The organism is Candidatus Poribacteria bacterium, from assembly GCA_028820845.1.
Classification (GTDB): Bacteria; Poribacteria; WGA-4E; order WGA-4E; family WGA-3G; genus WGA-3G.
The window spans coordinates 1-26231 of record JAPPII010000031.1 but is presented as its reverse complement, the minus strand read 5'-3'; the positions used below and the strand labels follow the sequence as shown (position 1 = coordinate 26231).

Here is a 26231-nt window from a genome sequence, read left to right as displayed (position 1 = left end):
GTTATTGGTTGTCGGTTAAACTTCCTTGTAGATGCTTAGTGTTTGCATGCCACAAAAGTTCTGTACCGACAACCATTAACCCTTTAGAGCGCGCTAATAGATAATACATGCCCCACCCGCACAGACGCTTCCGGCTTGTTGGGTTACATCACCGGCGACATTATCCACTTCGCTCGCTTCAAATTCAGCGACAATCGACATTGTTTTCTCTGTTGGTTCTGATAAACTGAGCTGGAGACTGTCGTTCTGCGTGAAGGACACAGTGCACCCTGAAAACACAGCTGCAACACAGAAGAGAATCAGTATGGAAAATAGACTCACTCGTTTATATTTCATTTTACACCTCAATGCTCTGAAGATCCGCTTGATCAAGTGTATTTGTACCTAAACCGAGCGCGCTTGCTGTACTGATATGATTGGAAAATTTAGACACAGAGTCTAACTCCATTTCCTCGCGTTTTTGGTTAACGGTCTGGAGAACCAGGACATCGAGGATGACAGGATCTGCACTCACAAAAAGCGTTCCATATTTCCACGTACTTTCAGCGTGATAGGTAGGTCCTTTGTCGAATGATGCGGCTAAGCCGTCAACAATGTTGAGAACCAGTTTCTCTCGGATCACCTTATGTTCCAGAATCTCACCGATCGCTGGATTGCAGTAAAGCGGTTTACCGTGAAATCTGCGTGTGTTATCAACACTCCCGAACGCCAGATTCTTTAAACATCCGCTTATTCCTGCCATTTCATGGTGTTTCAAAACGGGAACGTTAATCAGCACATCGACCATCTCGGTGACGATTCGGGAGTATCGAGAAAAAGTGCTCCCGTTCTCTCGACGCGTGATACTGTCCTTTTCGCTCTCATAGAACACCTCATCGTCGTATCCAATCCCTTCCGTGTCGGAAGCGACGGTTCGGACCTCAGTATCATCTCGTCTGATCGGGTAACCGGCGTTCAAGAGGTGCTCTTCAAACCGATCCCAGATGATAACCTGTTTGCGGAGGACACCTGCACTGTATAATCCCTCAACGATTTTGTCAACGATGATGGCGTGTGTGCTAAGTTCGGGACCACCGAGCGGGTTGATTTTTATGCCGACAATATCATCAGGGAGGACGATATCCCGCCATGCCTCTTTAGCAGAGGAACGTCCGGTGAGTTTCATCATCGCCTGATCGACCAGTTCACTCGCTGCATCTTCATCGAGTTGGTCGTCTTTCCAGACCTCTTTACCGACTGCTTCAACGACTGGGGTGAGCGGAATTGTCTGTGTGTTTTCAGGTTGTAATTGTCCGCTGCGGGTCTGGGCAAGTGCTGGGAGCGTGCTGAGCGTACCAATGCTGCCAACACCTGCAGCGAGCCTTAAGAACTCTCGGCGGTTCAGTTTGTCTCGGTCGTGTTTCACCTCTTGGCTGTCGGCGATGATATTTGCGATAACGAGATCGTGAGGTTTCATCAAAGTTTACCTAATTCTTGGAGGATTTGTGCCACTGGGACTTTATCAGCCTTATTGTGAATGGACTTCCAAGTGATGGTTCCATCCTGCTTGAGAACATAGTAGGACGTACGAGCTATTCTCGGATTGAAGAGATCGACGACGTTATAGTCAGAAATGGTCGTCACGTCTGGATCGGACAAGAGCGGGAACTTGACCCCTTGGTTTTGAGCGTTTTGCTTAGTTGCGGCTTCGCCATCAGAACTGATTGCGATGACTTCTGCACCAGCGGCTTGAATCGCTGCATAGTTCTTTTGCAACTCAACGAGTTGATCTCTACAGAAGGGTCACCAGACACCGCGGAAGAAGCCGATCATTACGTTTGTATTGCCGATATAATCGCCGAGCGTGTGCAGTTTGCCGTTGCCATCAGGTAATTCAAAATCGGGTGCTTGGCTTCCAATGCTCAGACCTTGACCGGGATCCAATTCCTCTACTTCCGGCAGCGGGATGAGTTTGAGGTCGAGTTCAAACGTCTCAGCTTCAGATATCGGTTGCACAGCCACTTCGGTGTTTTCGTAATCCGCGTGTTCAATTTTCAAAGTGAAGGCTTGTTCCACAGGGAGATTTTCAAAGGTAAAAACGCCCGCTGCTGTCGTGAGTGCTTCGTAGGTTTTACCGGTTTTATCGGTGAGTTGGAGATGTACGTCGGAGATCGGCGCGCCGCTTGCTACATCGGTTAGCATTCCGCGTAGGTGTGAGACGGGAGTCGCCAACGCCACAAGTGTTACCTTATCTACGGAAACAGTTTGTCCAGCGATGGCTGTGACATTAATCTCTGTGGTTTCGTAGCCTTTCGCTGATATTTGCAAAGTATAATTCCCGGCTTCAAGCGATCCAAGTTCGTAGGTTGCCTCGGTCTCAGTTTGCGTCAAGAGTTGTCCGTCTTTTAGTAAACGTACCTGAATCGCTACGCCTTCAATGGATTGTACCTCTCCACGTAATATGCCTGTCGGTGTTTCGACCGTGGCGGGGTCTACTGTTTCCTCAACGGGGTTTTCTGTCCCGCAATTCAATCCCGCGAATAGCAGGAGTGCTAAAGCGAGACATACGTGTATCTGTTTCATTGTTTTTCCTCTATTGGCGTTTAATTCTGCTCCACGTCGTCGCCAATTTGTTTACAGGGTCAACTGCGGCAGCGGTTTCAACGCCATTGTTCATGATGGCTTCCATATCTTCTTCTGATAAAGCGACGTTAAAGAGGGCGACATCGTCAATGATGCCAGCAGTAAACCGTTCATAATGCCGTCCGATGTGGAACACGCCATCACTGGTGCCATAACCGTCTTTTTCGTTAAAATCTGCTTCGGCTTCCATTGTGCCATCTATCCATATTGAGGATTTACCTGTGTCGGCATCGGCGCGACCCACGATGAAGTGCCATTTGTCGTCGCCAATAACGGTTGTGCCATCTGCTCGGAAACTCGTTGAGGCACTATCACGCAGATAGAGCGTTACCTTATTGTTGGTGCCATTGTCCCAGAGTAAATACCAGGGGAGTGCTTGTGATGTATCTTCATAGTTCTTTCCAACGAGTGCGCCACCCACTTTCGTGCCTTTGTAATGGAGGGTGATTGTAAATGATACGCCTGCTTTGAAGCCGACGGTTTGCGAATGCGGCACCTCAACCCAATTGTCAACACCATCCAATTCGAGTGCCTTGCCGAATTTTCCGTCTACCCATTTCGCGCCGTGAATTTCGCCATCGTTTCCTTGATCTGACGAATCGACGGCAACGCCGCCTTTCCCCTCGTCAAAAAGCCACATCCCCATAATATTTTCCGGGTCAATCTCGGCGAGGGTCGGCAGTGCTATCAACAAAAAGACCGTTATAAAACTTGCGAGCGTTACGCGTACACTATTAAATACAAACATTACAGTTCCTCCTCAAAATCGCTGTCAGTTCACACTACAGATAAGCAATTTCTGTGCCATCTATTTTTCTTTCTCAAACGTGAGATTTTGCACGAAATCGAACAATTCTCGTACCAGCTCGCACGAAAACGGGCAGTTACGAGTGGCTGAAATATCGAATGCACATTTTTGTTTTATAGTATACCACGTATAATACGCACCTGTCAAATGGAACATTAGTTGAGGGTGTGTAAATGTTTTGGCGGCGCATTGTCAGAATGAGGTTTTATAGGATTATACAAACGTGAATATGGTGTTAACTTAGCAGGATGTTTTTCAGGTGATCCACCTTAAAAATGTTACACCAGTGTAACATTTGGTGTGTAGCGTGTAACGTTAAATAACATAGTGGCCGTAAGGGTTTGTTGATGTTTAATTTTTTCTTCTGAAAAAATTAATTTGGCGAAAAGTGTAACATTTTTTCGTTAGCGGTCAGCGATCAGCAGTTAATAAGAAACTTCTATAGTCCGCTGAAAACACTTGTGTCGGTTTCCGCGCCAGCACTTTGTAGATTGATACAATATTCACCTCTTTGGAAAATCTTATACTATATTATACTATTTTTACCAACTGATGTCAAGTGAAAAATCGATTTTTAGTGATTAGTAGTCTGTCAACCTTCAAATGATGGGGAAACCCCGGTTCGTAGTAGTGCGATTTATCGCACGTCAGGAACGGGCAATGAATGGTTTCCCTACTACAAACTGCCTCTCAGTTTAGATGTGACAGACTATTAGTGTTCTGTCAACTTTCAAATGATGGGAAACCCCAGTTCGTAGTAGTGCGATTTATCGCACGTCAGAAACGGGCAATGAATGGTTTCCCTACTACGAACGACCTGTCAGTTTAGATGTGACAGACTATTAGTGATATATTGGCAAGGTTGTTGATGGTAGCGTTTAGGATTGATGTGAATTTCCGCAGATTGACAATGCCGTTATCTTGTGTTAAAGTAATTTCTACTTTACCAATGTCTAAAATTTCTGGAGACAGACACACGAAAAACGCGGCGCACTCTTCTCATTCTGTTAGTGGACTTTACCGGAGCCTTCTGTTCACATTAATTTTTCTGTTGATCGGAACGGCTAACGCTGCATTTGAGAATATTGAACTCATGGCAGGACCGATGGGAATGGGGGGTGCTTATGCAGCGGTGACAGATGATACCAGCGCACTGATATGGAATCCAGCGGGGCTGGCACGACTACCGGCTCGGGAAATTGGTATCGGCTATCTTGATCTGTACGGTCTGCTCAATTATAGTTTCATAGGTGTCGCGCATCCAATTCAGAACGGACAGACCCTCGGCGCAGCAATCCTCAGCTCCAGCGATACAGAAGGTCTTTCTTATGAACGGATTATGCTCCTGTCGGCTGCGACTCGCCTGTGGAAAGCATTGAACATTGGGGTGAGTGCTAAATATTTTACCACATCGATTAATCTTGAACGGATGCCGTTGGGACAGGGCAGCGGTTGGGGTGTAGACTTCGGTGTCCAGTCGGCTTTTATGAGGGACAGAGTTCGGGTTGGCGTGATATTTCCGAACCTACTTTCAAATGTGTCGTATCGCCGACTTGAAGAAGCTGCCTACACCGAATCCATCTTACGTGAATGGCGTATCGGGGCTGCTGTAGAGATTGACGTACCAAACAGAGAATCGGATACTGTATTGGCGGCTTTTGAGGTAGCTAACGGGATGCCGCTTATCGGCGGTGAATACCGCTATGATACAAAGCAAGGCGCATTTGCCGTTCGGTTGGGTTGGCGGTTTATCAGTGGACTTACCGCAGGGTTCGGCTATCAACGCGGCAATATCGGGTTAGACTATGCCTTTGTGAGTAGGAGACACGTAGGTTCGCAGTCTTCGCTGTTTTCAGTTCGGGTTTTCTATTAAAAAACGCCTTGACATTCTCCAAAATTTCGTGTAATCTGTTAAGTATACAGACTTCATAGAAATAAGGACAATACGTTAATGTCTGAATCAAACGCAACAAATGAAGCACTTAATACCCTCCGCGAGAAACTCCGTGATATGTTTCACTTCGCCCATAACGACCTCGACTTCGGTATTTTCCGTATTCTTAAAATTAAGCGCGATGAGGTCAATCAATTCATTGACGAAAAGTTGCCCAGCATAGTCAACGAAGCACTTGAGGAAGTTGCCGATACACTTTATGAGAACCAACTTACCGAGGTTAGGGAATATGTCTCTGAGGAAGGCGGACGTAGACAGAGGGAATGGCTTGAGAATATCAAGGAAAATTCCCAGCTGCTGATAGACTTCCTCCAGACTGAAGATAAAGAAGAACTCATTGCTCCATTGGAAACAAACTTAGACGAACTCAAATCTAAACTTGCCTTCCGCGTCTATAACCATGTCCACAGTTTTTTTGAAGGCTACTACCGAGACGGTGACTTCGGCTATAACGATAGAAGTACTGCACTCTATAAGGTGGATTACCCCGACGAAGCAGACTACAACGGAGCAGACACACTTTTCCACTGGAAATGTCGTGATAGTTACTACGTCAAAACAGCAACGGGCTTCAATAGCGTTCCCTTTGAGATTGAAGGGAAACGGATTGAATATCGGTTGGAGGGAAGGGCAAGTTCCAGTATTGCACAGAACAATAACCGCGACGATTTCAAACACTTTCGCTTTGATAGGATTGATCCTCCCAAACCTGACGATACTGAGCCAACATGGCGCGTTATCCTTCACTTGGCAGAGACTTCAACACCAAAAGTTGAGATATACCGTGAAATGAGCGCACAGATTTTTAATGAAACGAACGATGTGGATATTTATCTCCACGAATCTGTCAAGAGAGGTGCGGGACTGGGTAAACCGATCTTTAAGGACCTCGCAAACACTTACGACAAAGTGAACGATGGCAGATTACAAGGCATCAAAGCGTTGCACATCAACTTAGAAAATTATGCCGATAAGTTAGCAAGCCATCCTGACTTTAAAGCACTTGGAAAAAACAAAGCAGAACGGCAGGCAAAACTTAAAATCAGCCCTAAAGTCCAAAGGTTTTTCACGCTCGATAAAAACCTAAATACTTTCTTCGTCGGTATGGATTCCGATTACTTTATCCACAAGGATTTGGATAGATTCCTGAAAACCGAGCAACGCCGTTATATCCAGAATACCATACTTGGTGATTTGGATACGCTTTTGAACCTGAGTCCTGAAAACCCCGCGTTCGCTATAGCAAAAGCATTTCGCAGCGTCAGTAATGAAGTGATTGCACTGCTCGTTGCTGTTGAGACTTTTCAGAAACAACTGTTTCTTATGAAGAAAAAGGTGGTCTCTACGGACTATCTCATCTCTGTAGGTAAAATCTCAGAGGCAACAAAAAATAACACTGTCCAACGCGAGGCACTCGTCTCACAAATTCTGGAAAACGAAGCACAACTCACAGACTGGCGTGAAACCTTCGGCATTGACATTACAGAGCAGCTGCCGTTGCTCGAAGGATTGTATCCGACATTACCGTTAGATACACGATATTTTAATGAAACCTTTGTTGACGAACTTCTTGCACTTTTTGACGATTTAGAATCACAAATTGGTGGTGTGTTACTCAACAGTGAAAACTTTCAAGCGTTAGACCTACTGCTGGAGAAATACCGTGGTACCATAAGATGTATCCACATCGACCCACCCTATAACACGAACACAAGCGGTTTCCTTTACAAAAATGATTATCAGCATTCCAGTTGGTTAACAATGATGCAAAGTCGATTGTCCCTTGCCGAGCAGTTGATGGCATCCGATAGCTGCATTCTCTGCCATATTGATGAAAACGAATATGAAAATCTATTTCAAATATTCAGTACCCTACCCATGAAGAACCAAGGAACTATTGTTTGGGATAAAAGGAACCCTGTCTTCGGAACAAACACGATAGCCACACAGCATGAATATGTTGTATGCTATTCTAAAGGAACTGTAAAACTCAGAGCTATACCCACTAACCGCGAAGCGATTCTTAGAAAGGCTGCCTCATTAATAAAACAGCATAGCGGTGTCACGGAAGATTGCCGCAAAGAATTTAGAGCTTGGATTTCAAACAAGCCTGAGTTGAGTGGTGGAGAGAGGGCTTATTCAAAAATTGACGATGCGGGACAGGTTTTTTCGGATGTTAGTATAGGAGCCCCGGCTTTGCTGACCGACCCTAAATTCCACGAACCATTGATTCATCCAATCACTCGTAAACCTTGTCCTGTTCCAGCGACTGGGTGGAGTAGAACTCCGGAAAACATGCAGAAATTTTTGGATGAAGGTCGCATTGTTTTCGGTTCCGATGAAACCAAACAACCCAGACTCAAAATTTATTTGAAAAACTATCTGGTCGGAGAGTTATCCTCAGTCTTACCTACAGGTGAAAGAGGTAAAATGCAACTGGACGCATTAGGGTTAAATTTCCCATACTCTCATCCTATTGACTTATATGAAAAACTCGTTTATGCAGTTACAAATGATGGTAAAGGAGTCGCGCTTGACTTTTTTGCAGGTAGCGGTACAACAGGACACGCTGTCCTTAATCTCAACAAAACTGATAATGGTAACCGTAAATTTATCCTTGTTGAGTTGGGTGACTACTTTGACAGCACCTTGAAAGAACGGATTCGTCGCGTTATGTTCTCTGAAAATTGGAAAGCTGGTAAACCGGACGGAAAAAAGAAGATTGATGGCACCGTCGGCATCGTCAAGTATCAGAGGGTGGAACAGTATGAAGACATCCTTGACAACCTCACTACTTCGCCTCCAGATTACGACGCTAAAACAGAACTCCCAGTTAAATATCTCTATCGTCCCGAAGAACAGCATGTCCGCCTGATGATGGATATGCGTTCCCCATTTTCCAATCGAATCACTTACGGAAAAGATAGCACAGAAGGTTTTGTAGATGTTTTGGAAACCTATTGCTATCTCAAGGGACTCCCAATTCAGCATCGTCTGCGTTTTGATTTTGGGGACCAAACCTATCGGGTTATTCAAAGTGGTAAGCGAGCAGTTGTATTCCGCAACGTTATTGAGGATATGGATGATACACCACAGTTGTTAGAAATTCTTGCAGATGAACGGTTACCGGGTGTCACGCAGTTAGATATTAACTACGATACAAATCAAAGCGCATTGCTTGAAGGTTCGGACTTACGACAGATTCATATTATCACGACTGCGGATTTTGACACAGGCGCGGTGTGGGATACTGTTGAAACGTAAACAGCATTCAGCAATTTTGAAAGGAACTAAAATGTATGAATTCACAGAACTTGAACTTTGCCAAGAAGAATTCAACAACTTACTTTTCATGAATCCTCCAAGAGAGTGGCATGCGGAAGAATGCCCGGAACTGCCTTTTGAAGAAGAACACGAATTTCTCTTTGATCTCTGCTCTAAACCTCTTCAGGAGGTTGTCAAAAAGGTTATAGAAAGGTCGGGGATTAAGGGGCCAAGAATAGACCCTACTGAAGTTTTTGAAAGTATGCAGGATGTAAAAGCCAGAAACGAGGATGTCCCATGGTTTGAATTTCATGCACTTCTCAGCAAACATTTTAACAAAAAATTGATGGACAAACTTTGGATTCGGAATCTAACCCATTGGCAAAACGAAAGTGGTGAATGGATAGGCGAAAAAACTGAGAATACCAAATGTTCATTCTACATCACAGATGGCAATCATCGCGCGCTTGTCTATGCTATGCACATAGCATGTTCTAAAGACACTTATGAACCTGTCAAGGCTCTGCACGCAATGTCATGGGACATTGCAAGCGGCTTCCTCGGTTGGCAACCCCAACCAGCACACGCTTTAGAGCACAATGGAAAACTTAAAAGAAAAGGAAAAAGTCACTATTACAAAGACCAACTCCACATGCATATCAGATTATTAGGCAGCTCTTAACTTTACGAAATTTTGCCCCTAATAAGCCTTGACAATTCAACCTATCGGAAAGGGAAAATTGAAACTGAGATTGAAAAGGGAGGTAAACTATAATGAAAATTGACATAGATATGAAATCAGACGATTTTCAACAACTTGAGGCGAGCATAGTAGCTAAGTACGCGAGCGTTAGCCAAAAGGCAACTCCGAAAAAGGCTGTTAAGATTGATAAACAGATTCAGGATTTTGCGATCAATTTTAGTTCAGCGTATCAAAAATTTAAGGAACTGTTTCTCATAGCGCATTATCAGCGTGGTATGTACTTAGCATTTGCGAACATAAAACCTGATAACCTTACTTATTTTGCCGCCGAAGATGATTTAAGTAAGTCTTATAACGAACTTGTTGATCTTGATCGACCTCTGTGGATACATCTAACATTATCAATTTTCGATGCTTTATTAGTGAACTTACGAAAATTAATAATAGATAAATCTTCGGGAGCTGGAAAAGCTATTTCTATGAAAAACATCGTAACCCAAATACGTAACCTGCATACGAATATCAAAGCAGACTCCGAAGAGTTTAAACTCTTTTTACAACGTCTTGATTCGCATATAGATAGGGCAGAGTCACCGCAAATGCAAAATCTATGGGATTATACCTATTCTAATGTCGTCCATCTTGATGACAAATATAAATATGATGACTCTAACTCTTTTATTATTTCTAATTTAAGAACTTTGATAGACACTGTGAACGATTTTATGGTTGATATATGTGAGTTTTATAATTATAGTGAATCTGGACATCTCCTAAACACAAGTTATGGTGACGCAGTCCGCTGGATGTGTGCCCTTGGATTTTTTATTGAGAATTCCCTGCGGAATGTGAAAGATGATATTAATGCTATTGCTTTCGCTTACTATTTGCATCCTGATTATATCAATCTAACGCCCGAAGAAGCAAGTTCTAAGATACTCAAGAAAGCAATTCCTTCGGATGAGTTTCTGTCGCTAAGAATGAGCATAGAATTAGAACTTACACAGCGTATCGCAGAATTGAGAGATGAATTTTTAAGGCAAAATACTGGGAATAGATTTCCTAATAACTGAAACTGCACGCTGGAGACAGCCGAACTTATGAGGCATAGTCAGGCAGTAGAAACGAGCTCTGAATTGCATCTTTACTTGAAATCCCACCAAAACGCGTGGAAGCACACATGGGAGTAAAACGATGACACCAAAAGAGCGGGCTATCCAAAGTTTTCAGGAGAATCAAAATCTCATCTCCGCTATCAATACTTTGTCAATTCATATCAAATTAAAGATAGCGGGGCATTCCGATTTGAATACGGAAGAGAAAATACAAAAGTCGAGGGAAGAGTTATGCGCGTTTTTGAAAGAACTGAATCCACAGGTGCAGCGCGCTGAAGTAGATAATAAGCCCCTTTTAGGCGTTGATCCGCGTCGGCGGCAATTCGTCAGGCACCTGGTTGCCGCAAAGCATAACTCCCGAATCAGTTCACCATTTCTTCTTAATAAGCTTGAGGAAAGTAGGCAACTTTTGCACTCTGATGTGGAAACTGACAAACAGGCTATTCTGCTCTTTTTGGAAGAACTTCGGATGCTCCTTGAAGAACATATAGCCAGCGATACAGAAATTCTCTTAGGAAGAATTTAAAGGACTTATGGCACTTTATCAAGATTACGAGACAAAAATCCTAACCGAAAACGGGATTGACATTCAAAATGACGGGACAAAGCGGGACATTGAGTTGTACGACCCGGACCAAACGTTACAACTGCCTGTCGAGCCGTTAGAACGGATTCAGGATTTCTTAGACGATTACAATTATCTGACGGGACAGACCTTTAAACTCCGTTACTATCAGGTGTTGGCTCTACTTTTCACTGAATGCTTTTTTGCCAACCAACAATCGGATGGATATAATGAAAATAGGGGACAAGAGACACAACGGATGCTGGCGTATTGGATGGCGACAGGCAGCGGGAAAACGCTCGTCATGCATCTCAATATCCTCCAATATCTGCATCACTTCTGTAAAAGAGACAATACCTGTCTTCAAATCTTCCTAACGACCCCCTTGGCAAATCTTATCAAACAGCATGAACGTGAATTGAAACCCTACGTTGATAAACTCAATGAAACCTATAATAACCGGATTGAACTCATAATTAACACGACACAAGGGCTTTTGCAGAAAGAAGACGACTATTTCCATTTGCCAGATGAAGGAGAGATTCGCCGGCTCATTTTAGTAGATGAAGCACACATCGGCTTGACAAGCCAGCAATCTGGTAAATTCAGAGAACTTCGGCGGAACCGTCTTAATGTAGGAAATTCTTTCCTATTTGAATATTCCGCCACTTTCCACAACCTCGCTACAGAATTGCAGCCCGAATATGATAGCGCAATCATCTATCGATACGATTATGCTCGCTTCTATAACGATGGATACGGCAAAGACCACTTCTTCAAACCTATAGCAACGGATGCGGTGGCTGCCGACGAATCCGAGAAACAAATTAAAGACAACTTAGACGAATGTCTTCGAGTAATGGAGGAAAAGTTACAGGTCTTTAATAGCGTCCAAAAGGATGAACAATATGACGATGACCTGACTGCACATCGTCCCTTGATGGCGTTTATGGGGCATACGGTCGAAAACCCAAAAAAGGAAGGCAAAGACGATGAAGTCTCTGACATCCAGAAAGTTCTTGATTACCTTGCATCGCTAAGCGAGGCGGAACGCCAAAAATTCCGATCCATTTTTGGCGGTGACATTATCGGTCCCCTGACTGTTGCACGTAATCCAGCCAACAATAGCGAACTACTTCTCTCTTACGGAGATGGGGAAAAATGGGGGATGATTAACGTCGGGGATGCTACGAGTTTTTACAATAGCATTGAAAACAACCGTATTGAAACGCGCGTTGAGGCGATTGAAAATCCAAACCTTCACTTTGAAAATCTTGATAACGAAACCAGCCCGATAAATGTGTTGATTGGGAGTCGCAAGTTTGCAGAAGGTTGGAACTCTTACCGTCTTTCTGTAATTGATCTGATTAACTTGGGAAGTGCCAAGGGTAACTTGATTATACAGATTTTTGGGCGCGGGGTTCGGCTGCAAGGAAAAGGGGGCAATGGAAAACGTCGGTACATTGAACACAATCCTAATTACTATCTTTTACGAAAAAAAGATAAACAGGATGATATTCGGCGGTTGGAAACGTTAACCATTTTTAGTTTACGGCGAAGCTACCTTGAACATTTCCTTAAGGAGGTCCACGCTGGTGGTATTCCACTTCTGCATACTTTTCAGATTGAGGTAAATCCGATGTTTTTTGAAGTAGATGGCAATACATCAGTTCACTTTAAGGATTATGCCTACAAATTACCCATCTTTAAACAGGGTGACACAAAGGGCAGCGGCATCAAGCAGGTTATCCTTAACGGAGAACAAATCCATTATTCTTACCTCGATGATGGGACCGAAAGGTCTGGTAGCATCAATAATTGGCGGAAATTAACGTTAGACTACCGAACAGATAAAGAAAAAAATGCTCCGAATGTTTACGAAAACCTTCGGGAAAATAATGAAAGATATAGTTCCTATCTGAATAGGGCAAAGCTTGCTACTGTTATTCATCGTGAAGCAGCGGCGAATCATCTACAACTTTATAGCAAAGAGAATTGTGAACCTACTATTGTTGATTTCCTATCACTCGTCGGGGAAATTCGTTATCGGAAACAGGATCAAGACCCAATTGCATGGACAGATCGCCTCAATCGGCAAATTGTGATTGATGTCAGTCGTAAATTGCAGGGCCGTATAAACGCTCATATCAATCGGGCAAACTATATCTATGAGCCACTGAATCAGGATGACTTTATCTACGAGTACACAGTAACAAAAGAATTTAAGGATTCTCAGAAATACGATGAGTTTCTTGCGAAAATCAAGGAAGCGGAAAAGGAAAATGACCCATCAAAGGCAGCGCGTATAGACCCAGAAGCATCGATTAGGCGAGAATTGGGACGTTTGTTAAAACCCGGACATCGACATATTTACAAACCGCTTATACGTCCTCAAGAAGAGGTGGAAAGCGAGTACCGCGATGTAAAAGTATTACCGGATAGACTAAACGCTGGAGAACGTAAATTTGTTGAGGACCTCACAGATTATATCAAGGTAAACTATCGGCGGAATGAAAGATACGAATTCTATCTGATGCGGAACGCGCAGAAGATCGGTATCTATCTGGAAAGTGACGCAGGGAGTTATTATCCCGACTTTGTGCTATGGGTACTTGATAAACAGCAGGATATAACGCATATTCTCTTTGTTGATCCAAAAGGGGAACGTGCGATTATTGGCGGAACAAAAGGTGATTATAAGAGCCATCCCAAAGTCAAACTCGCTCAAAAATTTGAGGATAAGACGCTCGTCACACTCGAAAAGCAACTGGAGGCTAAAGAAGGTCGGACATTTCGTCTCAATTCGTTTCTACTACTGAGAGATAGTTCTGAGTTAGGGAAAGACCAATCCCATGAGTGGGTCCAAGAAAATATGCTTGCATATAACATCTTCCGGTTGGACTGGCACGAAAAAACAGAAGATGGCTCCACCAGCCGACTTTTCAGAGGGCAGAAATCGTATCTGGATTTGATGTTTGAGAAAGCCGGAATTCGGTAGTTTTAACGTTGATTTTCTCGGACAACCTATGATAAAATTTCGGCAAGAGATCATTGATAGGGGTAGAAACAACGCTACTGTAATCAAAAAGGAGGCAACACAATAGACAATTCGACGACTATCCAAGAAATTGTAGAGCGGTTAGAAAAACTTACACTTGGACAACAGCGACAAGTTTTAGATTTTACATTAGAGTTGTCTGGGGAATCTCCAGAAGGTATACCCCTTCAGGAACTGCTTGAATTTACAGCAGGTCTATTCCCGCCTGAGGACTTGGAAGAAATAAAACAGGCGATTGAGGAAGGCTGTGGAATGGCATCGTTATCTCAAGGACAGCATACCAAAAAGCGTTGATTTCTCATACGACCTATGATAGAATCTTTTTAAGGGATCAGTAGGTACAAAAACACCATCCCTTAATCAAAAAGGGGGCAATATGATGGATAATTTAAAGATGGAACTTTTAGAACAGATAGAAAAACTCACACCTTTGCAACAGAAACAAGTTTTGGATTTTGCCTTGGAACTTTCGGGCGAACTGTCAAAGCGTTATCCTGGAGAAAAATTGCTTAAACTTGTAGGCACAATTTCGCCTGAAGACCTTGAAATTATGAAACAGGCAATTGAAGAAGGGTGTGAGCAGGTCAATGAATCTGATTGGTAAATATCTGCTTGATACAAACATTACCATTGCGTTTTTTGCCGGTGATCCAGGGGTCCAAGAAAAAGTGAGAACTGCCGAGTATATAGCCGTGGCTCCCCCTATCATTGGTGAGCTCTGCTTTGGTGCACAGAAATCTAATGAAGTTACAGAAAATCTCCATAAAATAGACATATTAGTTCAACAAAGCCTTGTTTTTTCTTGTGATTTGGAAACAGCACAGTGGTACGGAATCATCAAAGAACGGCTGGAAAGAAAAGGCCGCCTTATCCCAAACAACGACATCTGGATTGCGGCAATTGCGATGCAACATGATTTGATTCTCGTCACACGAGACACACATTTTGATGAAGTCGAAGCCCTACAGACAGAGCGTTGGTGAACACTATACCAACAGAAGATACGGATCTTGAATATAGCCAGCAACCGTCTGCAGGAACTGCGCTGCAGGCGCACCATCTATCACACGGTGGTCAAACGTCAGACTGAGCGTCAGCATACTCCGAATAGCAATCTCATCTTCGTGAACAACCGGCTTCTTCAGAATCCGTCCTACCCCAAGAATAGCACTCTCCGGTGGATTGATGATAGGCGTGAACGCATCAATCCCGAAATTTCCGAGATTTGTAATCGTAAAAGTCCCGCCTTGGAGTTCTCCGGGTGTCAGTTGATTGCTCCGTGCCCCTTCAGCAAAATCTCTCACCTGTGTCGAAATCTCTGATAACCTTCCTTTATCTGCGTTCCTGACAACTGGGACCACCAGACCGTCTTCCAGAGCGACTGCCACCCCAATGTTAATTTCCGATAATAAATGAATCCCGTCATCTGTGAGTGTGGCGTTGAGGCGCGGATGTTCCTGCAGCGCATTTGCCACGACTTTCACGAGCAGATCTGTATAGGTAAGGCTTACCTCTCGCGCTTGTAGTTTATCGTTAAGCATCTGGCGTAGTTCGACAAGGCCTGTTGCGTCAACCTCCGTGTGGAGCGTGACACTGGCGTTCGTCTGGACACTCAGCGTCATCCGTTCTGCGATGATTTCACGGATACCGCTCATAGAGATAACTTCCGTTGCTTGTTTCGGTGTTGCTGTCTCTACCACAGGCGCGGTCGGAGTCGGCACTGCACTGGCTGCTTGCAACACATCATCGCGAACGATTCTGCCATCAGGACCAGAACCCATAATTGAACTCAGATCGAGTCCGTGTTCTTTCGCTAAGCGGCGTGCGAGCGGCGATGCCTTAAGGCGTGAGGTTTCGGCAACAGGTGCTTCTCCTCTCAAGTCGATATACCGCTGTACGTCGCTTTCAAGGATACGTCCACCGGGTCCAGAGGCTTTGACCTCTGTGAGATCGATAGCGAGTTTTTCAGCGAGTTGACGTGCTGCTGGCGAGGCTTTTAGCGCAGGAACGGGGTCGTCCCGCCTTTCCGTTGTTGTTGAGGGGGTTGCTTTGGGTTGTTCGGGTTGTGTTGGCGTTGGTTGTGCTGTGGTGGTGCCTACTTCAACGCGTGCCACCTCTTCACCCGGTGCCCCAATAATTGCTAAAATGGCGTTGACAGGGACGTTGGCGCCCTCTTCAGCAAGCAGCTGGGCAATCACACCGTCGGTGGGAGATTCTTGTTCGTGGACGACCTTATCGGTTTCAATCTCAAGTAAGGGTTGTCCTTGCGCGACGGTGTCGCCTTCCTTGACGAGCCATTTACCGATTTTTCCCTTCGTCATTGTCTGATCCATCTGAAGCATTCGCAATTCAATTGCCATATTTTTAATTTTCCTTGCGGTTCGATAAGGTTGGTTTTGCGTGAACGATTCTCTCCGTATATCCAGCCCGGCGCGATGCTTGGGCTTCCGCGTGCTTTTTAATGCTTACGTCGAGTTAATGGAGGACCACCGACAGCCATTTTGGTCAATAAGACGATTATGAGTGTGCCTCAATCAATTCAATCAGCAGCTCGACATTCGCGTCCTTTTCAAGGATAAGTGCGAATTTCTGGTATTCGTCTCCTTTGAAGATTGCCTGAATAAACGGACTGAATCCGATCAGAAGTTGACTGCCCAAGAAGTTAAGCGGTTTGCCGGTCTCTAAGAAGAGAATTGCGGGTGTCGTCAAACCGCGGCGCACAATCCATGTCGCTACCTTCTCAAGGAGCGCGCGTTGTTCAGATTCAGGAATATCCTCAAGGACGACGGGTATTTCGTTATTTGGGTTGAGCATGATTTATGTCTGTTGAGGCACAGTCTGACTGCGGGTCTTAAAGTTCCAAGTCGCTAAGGTAATCAGCAATCTGTTTCGGCTGCCCATCAAGCGTTGTCTCCATCGCAGCGATGACCAGAACGAAACTTTTGATGTTATCCTCAATCCGTGTGTCGGAGGGTTCACCACCGTCAAGCCAATTCAGGAATTCGTCAAACAGATGCTGATGTGCTTGATAAGGGATTGCGGGTGCTTCGTAGACTTCCGCTTCACCACCGACGCGATGGATCGTCATCTGATTTCCACCGGCGATTTCAACGGCACCCTCTTCAAACTCAGCGCGATAGTGTTCATGGTTCCAACAGTTGACGATGCCCGCCGATGAACTATTACCTTCGTAAGAGGTGTGTACACCGTTGTCCATCCGCATTATATAGAAACCGCTGGAGTAGTGTTTGAAGCTCGACCATTCTGGATTCCATCCGAATCCTATCAGAGTTTCACAGTCTCCGCCAGAGAGAAACCGAAGCATGTCTAAATGGTGGACAGAACCTTCAAACAGGAGCCCGAAGTCCATATCGTGTCGCCATGCTTTGCCCCACGAGAGATAGCGGCGGTAATCGCAGGCGTATCTGCCGACAATGTGCTGCAGCCGTCCCAATCTACCTTCGTCACGGATGCGGATTAATTCCTGTTTATTGTCGGCGTAGCGATAGTTTTGGATGATGCCACACGGCAATCCGGTCTTCTGCGCCGTGTGCACCATTGCTTTCGCTGCCTCCAGTGTGTCGGCGATCGGCTTTTCGCAGATAACAGGCATCCCGTTTTCCATAGCCGCAATCGCGGCAGGGCTGTGGAATTGCGGTGGAACAGCGATACCACAGAAATCGGCTTTCACAGTCGCACACGCTTCATTGAAGTCTGTGAAAAGTTGTGATTTGCTGAGTCCCAATGTTTCGCCTTGTGCTGCGAGTACATCTGTGTTCACATCTGCTAAGCCGACGATGTCGATTCGGTCGCTGAAATTGCTTGTGAAATTGTGAATCCAGCCACCTGCCATACCACTGCCACCAATCATCAAACATGTTCGTTTTGCCATTTTTTTACCGATTGCTCCTGGGCGTTGCCTCCGTTGTCGGCAACGATCTAAAATTAGTAAAGAACCTATTTTAGGTTATGAACAGTTTTTTTAAAGATTCAAAATCTGCAAGGACAACGGACACAGCAGCTCATATTGAATCGTTTAGAGATTTTTGCATCAGGCTGCCGCGCAAGACATAATCGTCTTTCCCACGTCGAACGCGTTCAAGTTCGGCTTCCGTGACCTCACGTCGCACTTTTGCAGGGACTCCCATTGCGATGGATCCGGGTGGAATTTCTTGCCCTTCGCGTACGAGCGTGCCAGCGGCGATAATGGCACGCTCGCCAATGACCGAGCCTGTTAAAAGAATCGCGCCCATACCGATGAGTGCCTCGTTGCCGATGGTGCAGCTATGGAGAATCGCACCATGCCCGATTGTGACATCATCACCGATAAGGCACGGAATTTCTTTGTCCATGTGTATCACCGCACCGTCTTGAACGTTGGTACGGCACCCAATTCGGATTGGCTCTAAGTCGCCACGGAGGGTAGTGTTGAACCAGATGCTCGATGCTTCACCAATTGTCACATCGCCGATAATCATCGCCCCCGGCGCGACAAAAACAGATGGATGTACATTCGGTGTTATGCCTTCATACGCTATTAACATTTTGTCTACTTTCTGTTGCATAGATTGACTATTGTGCGACTAACAATTTACCGAGATTGCTTATACCCCATTTGTAAGACAGCGCGAACGCACTCGCGAGGAGGAGTATCAGGGCAATAAGCACGATTAGATTTTGTGTATACCACGCTATTATAGGTGTGATGATGAGTATTATATCAACAATGAGTGTTACAGTGAAGGTTAAAATTCGCAAGAACGGTTTCGGCGGCTGTGTCAGTTCTGCCATCCACGAGAATGTGCCAATCATTGTATTCACTGCGCAGCCTGCTGGAAGTGTTATGATAGGGATGAGTAGCACCGGTATCCAATTGTCCCGTGGAATTTGGAGTAGGTAGATGACGATTAGGGACCAGAATTCCGCATAAATTAGGGCACAGAGAAGTGCTGTCAGGAATTTACTTGTGAATACCAGTCTCGGTGTGACAGGAGCAGATTTCAGCATCCACCATGTTTTTGCTTCGTCCCGAAGTCCGTTGCAACTGATACCGAAGGTGATAAGAATGCTATAAAGGACGATTTGAACGGTAAGAATCTCGGCTGCGTTTGCTTCTGCGCCACCGCCGCGGACGAATAAGATACCGATGTGAACGACCAAATAGAGCGTGAGCATTCCGATCGCAATCAGGCGTCCGCTATGTCTGACGAAGATGAGAAAATCTTTTAGCATCATGGCGCGTATCTTGCCGCGTCCAAGTATCAGTGCTGTTCCTTTTAAGTTCGAGGTTGTGGCATCCGAATCGCTTCGTGCAGGTTTCCGCTTGGCTTTCAGTTGCCGGATGTTTTCCCAGCCGCGCTGATAAATTTGTTGTGCAATAAGCGTTGCGAACCCGACAGAGGCGAAACTCACCGCGCATCCACCCAGGACCCATCGCAATCGGGTTCCGATTGTGGATTCAGGGGTCCAACTCAACAAAACCCTTCCCATCCATTCGTGTGGATACCATATAGCAGCCGTGTCCGTTGTTCCAGCAGAAGCCCAATTGAGCAAATATTGTTTGACTGGTATTGACTCAAGTCCGGTGAACAATACTAACGATATGAGGAAACCCATCGTCACGCCTATCGCAGTACCGAGGACCTTAAGTGTGGCGATTAGACCACCCGATGAAAAAAAACGGGCAATCACCATCATGCTAATTGTGACGTAGCTTGCACTGATTATCAGCAGACACAGGCATGTTGGAAAGAGTCCTATGTAAAAGTGCCACGGGAGTCCAAAGATAACGCCGAACGCAATCCAGGGTGGTCCTAAGAAGCAGAGGATGCTGAGGAGGCGTGTGATGATGAGGTAAATGAACTTGTAACCGAAGGTTGCGACCGGTTGGATTGGCGCAGCGTGTAAGAGTGCTGTTTCTGGTGCTTCATACAAGATTTTTAGCGAACTTTCCATCAACTCCTTTGCGACAATGATAACGCCGAAGGTCATGAATCCATTAATTACACCCAACACGAGTGTCGGTTCAGCCTCGGTCAACCGCAGGTGGCTGAAAAGCGAGCCACCCAGCACCGATAATGCAACGACGAGGACGAGGTAGCCGATGCCTTTCAAAATACCCTTACGCCATGCCTCTCGACTGTGTTTAAGACTATTCAACCACCCTTGGCAATCCGCTTTTAAGAGGATTTTAATATCTTTTAACATCTAAATCTGGGCACCGTTCCATTTCATTCGTTAGAAAAATCTGATGTGAGGTCAAGAAAAATGTCTTCGAGTGTCTCGGTGTGGTGCTGATTTGTGTCTATCGGTTGTGCGTGTAGTTCCCGTTGTTTCTGCTGTAATTCTGCGAGCGTTCCGACGGCGATCAGCTGACCCTTACTGATGATACCGACCCGATCGCATAAGCGTTCAGCGATTTCGAGGATATGTGTCGTCATAAAGACGGTACACCCTTGCTCACAGCGTTCTCGTAAAATTTCTCTGACAGTGCGCGCGCTTCTGGGATCTAATCCGCTGGTGGGTTCATCGAGAAAAAGGATCTGTGGGTGATGCACAAGGAGCGAGATAAGCAGAATTTTCTTCTGCATACCGTAAGAGTAAGCCTTGATCTGGTCATCAGCGGCATCGGCAAGTTCAAGTTGGTCGAGCAGAGATTCCATCTCATTTTCGGCTTTTTCCGGCGGCACTTCATATAAATTCGCGACCATGCGGACGAACTGTCGACCCGTTAGGGCTTCGTAGAGTTGTGGTGTGTCCGGCATCAATCCGAGAATTGCTTTTGCTTGTAAACTCTGTTTCTGAATGTCGTACCCACCGAGCAGAGCGGTGCCAGATGTAGGACGGAGTAGACCTGTGAGCATATTGATGGTTGTTGTTTTTCCTGCTCCATTAGGTCCCAGAAACCCAAATATTTCACCGGAGTTTACCTGCAATGTCAGAGCATCTACAGCACACAATTTGCCGAAATATTTCGTCAGGTTCGAGGTCTCAATCATTTTTCTTACTACCCAAGATGTCTTCTTTGAGTTTTGCGAGTTCCTCGTCCAGATTGAAGGCATCACCTTTTGTTTTCTGCTGGGTTTCAATTTGGCGGTTCTGTTTTTCCCAAAGTTCTGCTGCTGCTTCAGTCTTTTTTATTTTCTGTTCAGTCTGTTTGAAGGTGTTGGACAGATGGGGTTCTATTTCAGCGATCAATTTGTGGAGTTTAAGGCGCGTCTCTGCCTGTTTTTGATGGTGATGTAGCGTTTCAGCTCGCTGGACTGTGTTTTGGAACTGTTGATAAAAGTCGTTCAACGCCGTTTTGAGAGAATCAATGATTGTGTGTTGGGTCTGGATTTGGCGTTCATAGTCGTCTGCACGTTGCAATTGTTGTTGTTTACGTTGTTGTGCATCTCGCGCTGCTTCCATGTCTCCATTTTGTAAAGCAGCGTCTGCCTTTTTAGCCCATACCTCGGCGGTATCAACTGCCTTTTGGCAGGCTTGTTTGAGTCTTTGCTCTTCAGCGATTGCTGCGGCGACAAGTTCCTTTGCCACGGCAATCCGCTTTTTCATATCGACAACGGTTTTCTCAAGTACCGATGCGCCACCATCAGATTCCTCTACGAATTGCGTGATGCTGTCTCGAATCTGTTCCGAAATTTCCTTGAGTTTTTTCATTTTCTGTGCCTCCGTCCGTCTATTATACACGGTTTTTCGGTGCGAATCAAGCCAATGGGTGCCTTTTTTAGGAGCCATTTAATTTCCTATACGGAGGTTCCGAATCCCGTCTCTTCTTGTAGGAGCGAGCTCCTGCTCGCGACTTTTCCCTCACGCTTATAGAGACTTCGCTTCTGTAAAAGATAGGAGAGAAGTGCTATTTTGATTTTTTCCTGAGTGGGCGGAATTGGATGTGTCTACAGAGCCTCGTAATTAGCATTGACAAGTTTGATGTCATAAAGTGCTAACCTATCCATGATGTGTCTGATTGCGGGTATATTGTTGTCAATTAAAATTGATGATCGGTTGTGCAATGCTGCGGACTCGCCGAGTGTTCCACTACCAGCAAAAAAGTCTAAAAGCGTGTCCTCTGGGGATGAATGTACATTGACGATGCGATTCAAAATTCCGAGCGGCTTTTGCGTTGGATACCCCGTCTTTTCACTGCCGTTTGTGCTGACGATCGTATGCCACCAGACATCCGTTGGGGTTTTACCGCGAGCCGCTTTTTCTTTACCGACCAAACCCGGTGCCATATAAGGAATCCTATCCATCTCATCGAAGTTGAAAGTATAATGCTTAGGTGTTTTGGCGTACCATAAAATGTTGTCGTGCTTAGCTGACCATCTCGACTTTGATCTGCCCCCGTAGTCGTAAGCCCAGATAATCTCGTTCATAAACGATTCACGCCCGAAAATCTCATCGAGCATCACCTTACAATAATGCACCTCTCGGTAGTCAATATGGAGGAAAAAGCTGCCGTATGGATGTAGCACACGATATGCTTCTTCAAAACGAGGACGCAAAAACTGCAAATAAGCGTCTGAACTTTCAAACTTATCGGCATAGTACGTAGTCTTGCCTTTGTGGGTTCGGTATGTTTTGCCTTGGAAACCGACTCGATCACCTTGCGCATCGGATTTGACATGAATTTCCGTACGCTGTTGGAATTTACCAGTGTTAAACGGCGGATCGATGTAAATTAGATTGATGCTCTCGTCAGGAATATAGTCTTGGAGAATTACGAAATTATCGCCATAATAGAGGTGGTGTTTGGGCATACTGAGATCCTGCTCCTATTCAGATAGCGCGTGCGCGATTGCTTTTTGTCGGAAGCGAAAGGGTAATGTATCTGGGTTTTCTCATAAGATTATAGCAGACTTATGTTAATTTATCAAGTTTCGGAGATTTTAGCGCGGAGGCATTTAATTTTTAGTTGTCTGAATCAGGATTGTGGGACGACAGGACAGGCGAGGGCCCTGCCTTCACTGTATCACTCGTGCCGTCAAAAATGATGTGTATAATCCGTTGTTTTATTACCCATGCGATCCGTCCCCAAGCCCCCTTTTTCTTATTAAGATCCTGAAAAGAATCTCTTTCTCCTGTACCCAACGAGACTAAGAGCACTTGCGTGCCTGGGTATTGAGTTCTGGCTTCGACAAAAGCACACATTGCGGGGTGATTGGCATAGAGACCGCCATCGACAAACTTCCCTTCAGATATCTTCCCTTCCTCCAACATGACAGACTTTATTTTGTGAGGTCTAAAATAAGTGGGAGCTGCCGAAGTTGCGAGTGCCACATCTGCCATTAAAAAGTCATGCGTCTTTTTCTCTTTAGCCTTTCTTCCACTCTTGCAGTCTTCCAGCCTTGTAAGCAAGCGATAAGGTTTTGTGTAAGTCCTATTTGATTTATGAGCCACCCTTGCTTTTAATTTTAAAGACACAATTTTTGACGGGAAAGGTGCATAACGATGGTTTGCATTTTTATTTTTGCTTCTGTGTGAAGACGAAAAATTTACTGGCGTTCGCATGTTTTTTAAATTATGCACCCTCTTTCGGAAAATTTGGTGTCTTTAATTTTGAGAGCACAATTACAAACAATGAAAAGATTGGAGGAAAAGTGTTTAATTTCCCAAGAACTTTACACCCGATTTACCTATTTGAAGAGGATGCTGTATTTTATGCTGCAGACCTTGAAAAAGCGAGCGTTGTCGAAATCTCTGCTGTAATGGTTGACATCTTAAAACTGGCAGAAAAGCAGACGAGCAAGGAAATTGTCCGAGTTCTGAAAGCCAGTTATGCAGAGGACGAGATTTATGAGGCGTTTGAGAGATTCGCGGAATTTGAACAGGAAGGTTTGTTATTCAATCGCGGTGAGGATCTCAAGCAGATTGTCTCAGTAGAGACGGATCGGCGAAAATTGCTCGTTGCGATACCTGGTATCAATGTTGACTCGTATTTTGATATTGAAACGTTATATGCCGGGACGAACATGGCACTCTCTTATCTGTTTGAACATCTTACCAAATATGTGGACCTCCATTTTGTTGGTAAGCGAAATCGAAGGTTAGCTGATAATGTCTATGAAGTTGATATCAGTGTGGCAGACCTCGGCAGGTTAAGCCGAAAGATTAATGAAACCTACTTCGGCATTCTGACCTTGCACCTTGACGAAGAAACATGGCTCCTTCCACTTTACGAGCATACAGAGCTCCCACCGATTCTGGTTCAGTGTCATGCTCCGCGTGGGCATGGAGGTGCAGCGATAAACTCCATTCTACGCCATTATGCGGCAATGCGAGACTTTGATGCTTTTACGGCACCCTCGGATTATGTCCGTGATTTCTATTCGGATTACGTCTGGGACACAAGTTTCTTTAACACACTCCCCAACGGTGTAGACTCAGTGTTGTTCCGCCCGATGGACAAACAAAAAGCCAAACAAGAGCTTGCTGAACATGTTGGAGACGGGCGCATTGTAACGACTCCGACGGTTGGCTATCTTTCTCGAGTAGACTCTGAAAAAGGCGCATCGGTCTACCTAAAACTGGCTGAACTCAATCCGCATCTGTTGTTTTTGATTGCTGGTCCGAGTCTCGGCAGGTATACGTTGAGAGAGCTTCCTGATAACCTCGTCTACGCTGGATTCCATCCGCGTGAGAGATTACCACTCGTCTACAACGCTTTTGACGTTTATTGCTTCCTTTCAATGTCGGGGGAAGAGACCTTTGGCTTAACTGTTCTTGAAGCGATGGCGTGTGGCGTTCCGCCGATTGTACCAAATTTCGACGGTGTGCCATCGGTTGTTGGAGATGCCGGTCTGATTGCGGAGGCTAATAATTTTGAACAGGATATAGCAACAATTGTCAGTTACCCTTCGCCGATAGATTTTTCGGAGAAAATTAACTTGCTGTTGAATGACGACGGAATGCGACAGGAACTTTCCCGAAGAGCAAGAGAACGAGCACTGTCATTCACTTGGGACAAGACTGCACGACGGATATTACGCTGTTTTGAAAGACTCCATGAAAAGAGACAACTCGTCAGTCCAAATAGACTCCTAAATATGTTTGTGCCAACATCCCCAGAGACATCTCGCAATTTAAAAGGAGAAGGATTAACACATCGAGACCGAGATCGGTTCAAATACCAGTCGATTGTATTGGGAATGAATCAACATTATGAGCGTTGCTTGATAAGGGAGGCAGCGTATTCCGTGCATGTTGAGGAGGGTCTCGTGTTGAGTCTTTTGAAGAATCACACTGTGAGAGAGGCAGAGGCACTTCTCACTGCCGTGGTTGCGGACGAAACACACGCAAAGGCGACCCTGAAAAGAGTTCACGGCTTAATACAGGCGACTGCCTAAAAGAAACAGGACTTACGCAAAATTAGGAAATCGCGTCCATTCCTCCGCGGTAGGTGCGGTTTCCTAACCGCACCGATCACGGAAGTGCGTAAGTCCTAAGAAAAAAGGAGTATTAATGGGGTATCGTTTAAACCGACACCATAAATTTGAACAAGACGACTGCAAATACGTTGCTGACCTTGAAACCAACGACATTATTGAAATAAACGATGTAGAATGGGATATTCTCAGTCGCTATGAGACTCAAACAGAGTATCAAATTGTTGAAGGGTTGAAGGAAAAATACAAGGTGGCATCTGTCTTTGAGGGTATTACGCGGTTGAAGTCGCTTGGTAAACGCGGTCAACTCCTAACGCAAATTCCCGAATCAGCGGGTGAACTCGACACTTTCCAACCTATATCCAGCGAACTCAAATTATTGGTTCCGTTTGGTTTTAGGAGAGACGAGGCATCCATTGACTACATTACAAATTTGAATCGGTATCAACTGTTATCTTCTCTTGCGCAGAGTGCTAAGTTAGAGACCCTCGCTTTTTCGCAGGTCACGGATGGCGGTGTGCTGCCCGATGAAGGTAAAAACTTTGGAAAGATCCGAATCCGAGAGATAAAAAATGAGGCGGGCGATACCCTCGCACCTGCCTGGTATGCCAGAGACGGATACGACGGTATTTTGCTCTTGTCCCAATTTCTTACAGACGATCTGTTATACTATCAGGTGCCTGATATCCCAATCCTTCATTTCTTACTATAGTTTGGACAATTTTAAAATTTTAGTGTGAAAAAGCAGAAAAGCAGGT

23 protein-coding genes and 1 pseudogene are annotated in these 26231 nt (G+C 45.1%); 10 read left to right on the top strand and 14 right to left on the bottom strand.

Annotated features, from left to right (window positions below; translation table 11 throughout):
* Positions 1-93: 93 nt before the first annotated feature.
* From OXN25_07630 to OXN25_07610, 5 genes and pseudogenes are all read right to left on the bottom strand, one after another.
* The gene (locus OXN25_07630; GenBank protein MDE0424720.1) at positions 94-336 is read right to left on the bottom strand and encodes a hypothetical protein; all 243 of its coding nucleotides are present in this window, start codon (positions 334-336) and stop codon (positions 94-96) included.
* Between the two features lies 1 nt (position 337).
* Positions 338-1456, bottom strand: a complete 1119-nt coding sequence (locus OXN25_07625; GenBank protein ID MDE0424719.1) for a DUF362 domain-containing protein — start codon at positions 1454-1456, stop codon at positions 338-340.
* A pseudogene (locus tag OXN25_07620) lies at positions 1456-1764 on the bottom strand (redoxin domain-containing protein). The gene OXN25_07625 and the pseudogene OXN25_07620 overlap by 1 nt, the downstream one beginning before the upstream one ends.
* Positions 1765-1782: 18 nt before the next feature.
* Complete coding sequence (locus OXN25_07615) at positions 1783-2562, bottom strand: carboxypeptidase regulatory-like domain-containing protein (protein MDE0424718.1); 780 nt, start codon at positions 2560-2562, stop codon at positions 1783-1785.
* Positions 2563-2572: 10 nt separating this feature from the next.
* On the bottom strand, positions 2573-3370 hold the full coding sequence (locus OXN25_07610; protein ID MDE0424717.1) for a LamG domain-containing protein: 798 nt from the start codon (positions 3368-3370) through the stop codon (positions 2573-2575).
* A 1009-nt stretch (positions 3371-4379) separates the two neighbouring features.
* Between OXN25_07610 and OXN25_07605 the strand changes: the two genes are divergently transcribed.
* The 8 genes from OXN25_07605 to OXN25_07570 all read left to right on the top strand — a co-directional run bounded on the left by OXN25_07605 (position 4380) and on the right by OXN25_07570 (position 15072).
* Positions 4380-5303 (top strand): hypothetical protein, encoded by a 924-nt coding sequence (locus tag OXN25_07605; protein ID MDE0424716.1) that lies wholly within the window; start codon positions 4380-4382, stop codon positions 5301-5303.
* A 78-nt stretch (positions 5304-5381) separates the two neighbouring features.
* Positions 5382-8648 (top strand): site-specific DNA-methyltransferase, encoded by a 3267-nt coding sequence (locus tag OXN25_07600; GenBank protein ID MDE0424715.1) that lies wholly within the window; start codon positions 5382-5384, stop codon positions 8646-8648.
* A gap of 31 nt (positions 8649-8679) precedes the next feature.
* Entirely contained in the window at positions 8680-9330 is a 651-nt protein-coding gene (locus OXN25_07595) for a hypothetical protein (GenBank protein ID MDE0424714.1), read from the top strand.
* Between the two features lie 92 nt (positions 9331-9422).
* On the top strand, positions 9423-10424 hold the full coding sequence (locus OXN25_07590) for a hypothetical protein (protein MDE0424713.1): 1002 nt from the start codon (positions 9423-9425) through the stop codon (positions 10422-10424).
* Positions 10425-10545: 121 nt separating this feature from the next.
* Positions 10546-10992, top strand: coding sequence for a hypothetical protein (locus OXN25_07585; GenBank protein MDE0424712.1), 447 nt, complete (start codon positions 10546-10548; stop codon positions 10990-10992).
* Positions 10993-10999: 7 nt separating this feature from the next.
* Positions 11000-14029, top strand: coding sequence for a DEAD/DEAH box helicase family protein (locus OXN25_07580; protein MDE0424711.1), 3030 nt, complete (start codon positions 11000-11002; stop codon positions 14027-14029).
* Positions 14030-14465: 436 nt separating this feature from the next.
* Positions 14466-14693, top strand: coding sequence for a hypothetical protein (locus OXN25_07575; GenBank protein ID MDE0424710.1), 228 nt, complete (start codon positions 14466-14468; stop codon positions 14691-14693).
* Entirely contained in the window at positions 14683-15072 is a 390-nt protein-coding gene (locus OXN25_07570) for a type II toxin-antitoxin system VapC family toxin (protein MDE0424709.1), read from the top strand. The genes OXN25_07575 and OXN25_07570 overlap by 11 nt, the downstream gene beginning before the upstream one ends.
* Positions 15073-15075: 3 nt before the next feature.
* On the opposite strand, the gene OXN25_07565 is transcribed toward OXN25_07570, so the two are convergent.
* The 9 genes from OXN25_07565 to OXN25_07525 form a co-directional block, all read right to left on the bottom strand.
* Entirely contained in the window at positions 15076-16449 is a 1374-nt protein-coding gene (locus OXN25_07565) for a dihydrolipoamide acetyltransferase family protein (protein MDE0424708.1), read from the bottom strand.
* Positions 16450-16606: 157 nt separating this feature from the next.
* Positions 16607-16903 carry a hypothetical protein gene (locus OXN25_07560; GenBank protein ID MDE0424707.1) on the bottom strand — a complete coding sequence of 99 codons (297 nt, stop codon included), beginning with the start codon at positions 16901-16903 and terminating at the stop codon, positions 16607-16609.
* Between the two features lie 37 nt (positions 16904-16940).
* The gene (locus OXN25_07555) at positions 16941-17981 is read right to left on the bottom strand and encodes a Gfo/Idh/MocA family oxidoreductase (GenBank protein ID MDE0424706.1); all 1041 of its coding nucleotides are present in this window, start codon (positions 17979-17981) and stop codon (positions 16941-16943) included.
* 130 nt (positions 17982-18111) lie between these two features.
* Positions 18112-18633, bottom strand: a complete 522-nt coding sequence (locus OXN25_07550) for a gamma carbonic anhydrase family protein (GenBank protein ID MDE0424705.1) — start codon at positions 18631-18633, stop codon at positions 18112-18114.
* Positions 18634-18661: 28 nt separating this feature from the next.
* Positions 18662-20296: a hypothetical protein gene (locus OXN25_07545; GenBank protein MDE0424704.1), complete on the bottom strand. Its 1635-nt coding sequence runs from the start codon at positions 20294-20296 to the stop codon at positions 18662-18664.
* A 23-nt stretch (positions 20297-20319) separates the two neighbouring features.
* Positions 20320-21087 (bottom strand): ABC transporter ATP-binding protein, encoded by a 768-nt coding sequence (locus tag OXN25_07540; protein ID MDE0424703.1) that lies wholly within the window; start codon positions 21085-21087, stop codon positions 20320-20322.
* Positions 21080-21826, bottom strand: coding sequence for a PspA/IM30 family protein (locus OXN25_07535; protein MDE0424702.1), 747 nt, complete (start codon positions 21824-21826; stop codon positions 21080-21082). Before OXN25_07535 ends, OXN25_07540 begins: the two co-directional genes overlap by 8 nt.
* Positions 21827-21984: 158 nt before the next feature.
* Positions 21985-22848, bottom strand: a complete 864-nt coding sequence (locus OXN25_07530) for a site-specific DNA-methyltransferase (GenBank protein MDE0424701.1) — start codon at positions 22846-22848, stop codon at positions 21985-21987.
* 151 nt (positions 22849-22999) lie between these two features.
* Positions 23000-23617 (bottom strand): patatin-like phospholipase family protein, encoded by a 618-nt coding sequence (locus OXN25_07525; protein MDE0424700.1) that lies wholly within the window; start codon positions 23615-23617, stop codon positions 23000-23002.
* Between the two features lie 71 nt (positions 23618-23688).
* Here OXN25_07525 and OXN25_07520 point away from each other — a divergent pair, with 71 nt between their 5' ends.
* The gene (locus tag OXN25_07520) at positions 23689-25434 is read left to right on the top strand and encodes a glycosyltransferase family 4 protein (GenBank protein MDE0424699.1); all 1746 of its coding nucleotides are present in this window, start codon (positions 23689-23691) and stop codon (positions 25432-25434) included.
* Between the two features lie 115 nt (positions 25435-25549).
* Entirely contained in the window at positions 25550-26185 is a 636-nt protein-coding gene (locus tag OXN25_07515) for a hypothetical protein (protein ID MDE0424698.1), read from the top strand.
* The last annotated feature ends 46 nt before the right edge of the window (positions 26186-26231 follow it).